A 2,824-nucleotide genomic window follows, 5' to 3' on the forward strand; every position below is an offset into this window, starting at 1 on the left:
GAAGATAGTGACTTTAGCATCAGCGAATATGAGTATAATCGTATTTCTGAGATGAAGATGTTCCCTGATTTCATTCTCTATTGGGACAATCGGAGGAAACATACAACTAATCCTGTGTTTCGGTTTACATACTCGAGGTTGTTATGGGAATTCAGAAAAGAACCCCATGTGAGTATATCCGTTGAAGATGTTATGGATGACATCGTAAGTTCTGCTGTTAAGATAAGCGATGTAGGCAGCTCAGTCATGAATCTTCATCAAGTAATGACTTATCTGAGCAATGCGTTATATATAGCTTTGTGCACAAAAAAAGACAAACTCATTCGAGATGTAGTTGATCAAGTAATGGTCTATTGCGGAAGAACTGATTTGATCAATCATAATTGTGTGTGGTTTCCCGTATTCTTCCGCTTGCTAAAAAACCGGAGGAAGCTGAGTCTTTCGGATTTGGAGATCAATCAGATTGTTGAATTCTTGGAAAGTGTAATGTCTGTGCTGTTTTACCCTCAAGATATCATTAGAATAGCAGAGGTTCTTGCCGCATACTACGAGCAGAACAAAGACAGAGAAACTGTGTGTAATATCCTTGATTTGGCTTACGATTGCACAGGTAAGACGATTACTTCAGGCATTGGAATGGCAGGTATCTACACACATCTGCATGATTTAGCTCAGAAGTATGCATACAAAGATTTGGTGACTCGAATCATCAAAAAAATGGATCACATTGGCCAAATGATAAAAGGAGAGATGCGGTTACATAAGATTAAGTATCCAAAAAATGTACAAGATGCAATGAAGTCGTGGCAGAACACCATAAGAGCCAGCATCCCAGAACTAATCAAGAATCATGGATTTATTCAAGTGTTAGTAGATTTATCCTTTATGAAGATTCCCGATATTAGAGACCTTTACACAAATCAAAGAAGACCTTTATCAATCCTCGAATCAATTGGAATCTCCGAATGTTATGTAGACGATGACGGCATACCGATTACCACAAACATGATTCAGCTTGATGAAACCGCCAAGATGATCAAGTGGTTTATACATGAATATTTTCACTTTGAAATCAGCAGTTTCACATTCATTATGCATGAGTTATTCTCGCATTATGCAGGTTCAAAGCAAGACATTCTGGAGTTAGTACAAAACTCAACCAACCTAACAAAAAAGACCATAGAAATTGTCTCCAACGGTATATCAGAGTTTTTCGAAGGAAATTATAGTGCTGCAGTTCATCTCCTTGTGCCACAATTTGAGGACATTCTTCGGAGCTTTATTTCATCATTAGGTGGTATTATTAGAAAAAAGAATCACTTCACGGGCGGTTATGATCGTATAAACCTAGATGAAGCATTGAATTCTGAAGAGATAAAAAGAGTGTTAAATGATTCGACGATTCTCTATATGAAATCAATTCTTTCACATCGACAGGGACTCAATCTACGAAATAATCTCTGTCATGGGTTGATTAAAACTTGTAATTATAGCACTGCCTTAATAGTAATTCAGTTAGCAGTAATACTAACTGTACTCGATATCAACGTCAAAACCAACGGAGATAGTGCATGCGACAACAAGCCCAGTAAAAGAGAGAGCAATGATGACTAAAACCTTAGATTGTGCAACTTCACAACTGAGGATGTTTTTAAGAACTAATCTTCCAGTAGTGAGCGACAACTGGTGGCAAGATATGGTTCTTTCTGCATTGAATCCAAGGCAGAAAGAAATTATGCTTAAATCAAAGGATACAACCCTTGATAACCTTGATCTTGCTGCTCTACTTCGGATATTTGATCAGAACTGGTTCCGCATATCTGCTCATATGGGATATGAGCCAGAACAGAGGCATTATCTAAAGGAGATGATTTCAATCCGAAATCGTTGGGCGCATAGAATTAGCAATCCCGTCAGCGATGATGATCTTTATCGAGACCTTGATACCACACAAAGATTCCTCAAGATGATCGATGCGGGTAGCAAACTCATCGATGAAATCCAGCAACAAAAACAAGAAGTCTTCAAAGTAAGCACTCAAGAGCATGTTCAACCGACGGGACAACATCCGACAGAAGGGTTTCAACCAGGCCAAGTTGTTCGTTTGAAATCCTCCCCAGATAAGCATTATGCTGTTATGAGTATTCTTAGCAACGAGCCAGAGAATAGGATTGATGTTTTCGGAGAGGGTGGCACTCAAAGCTTTTATGAATCTCAGTTAGAGGCAGTTCCCCAACGCGTTTTACAATACATGAATCTGGATGAGTTGAACGCAGCAATTTCTTCCCTTCAAATAAGACAACCTAACCTCACTACTCTTTACTCACTGAACTCGGCCAGGATCGATTTCATACCTTACCAATTCAGACCTGTGTTGAAGTTCATCAGGTCGGATCGCCCCAGGCTCTTGATTGCTGATAGCGTTGGCGTTGGAAAAACCATTGAAGCCGGGTTGATCCTCAAAGAACTACAGGCGAGAAGAGAGCTTCAAACGGTATTGATTATCTGTCCCAGGCCTCTGGTGGCTGAGAAGAAGTGGCTCACCGAAATGAAAAGATTCGATGAGTCATTCCGGCAGTTAGACGGAAAACAGCTTAGGCTCTGCATTAATGAATGTGATCTCGATGGTGAATGGCCTCAAGATTACAGAAGATCAATCATCCCATATTCATTGTTTGATGAAACCCTGCTTCACGGAGAAAACAAGCGAGGCAAAAAGAGACTTGGTCTATTAGACTTGGACCCTCCTCCACACTTTGATCTGATCATAGTCGATGAAGCGCACCATATCAGGAACACCAATACATATGCTAATCAGATAGTA

Annotated in this window: 2 protein-coding genes; both read left to right on the forward strand. The window is 39.9% G+C overall.

The annotated features are described in order from the left end of the window. A partial coding sequence (locus LHW48_01815; GenBank protein ID MCB5259201.1) for a DUF4209 domain-containing protein occupies positions 1–1,614 on the forward strand: 1,614 nt, incomplete at its 5' end. Then, the coding region (locus tag LHW48_01820) for a DEAD/DEAH box helicase family protein (GenBank protein ID MCB5259202.1) at positions 1,604–2,824 on the forward strand (1,221 nt) is incomplete at its 3' end. The genes LHW48_01815 and LHW48_01820, both read left to right, overlap by 11 nt.

The sequence above is a fragment of the Candidatus Cloacimonadota bacterium genome (genome assembly GCA_020532355.1).
Classification (GTDB): Bacteria; Cloacimonadota; Cloacimonadia; order Cloacimonadales; family Cloacimonadaceae; genus UBA5456.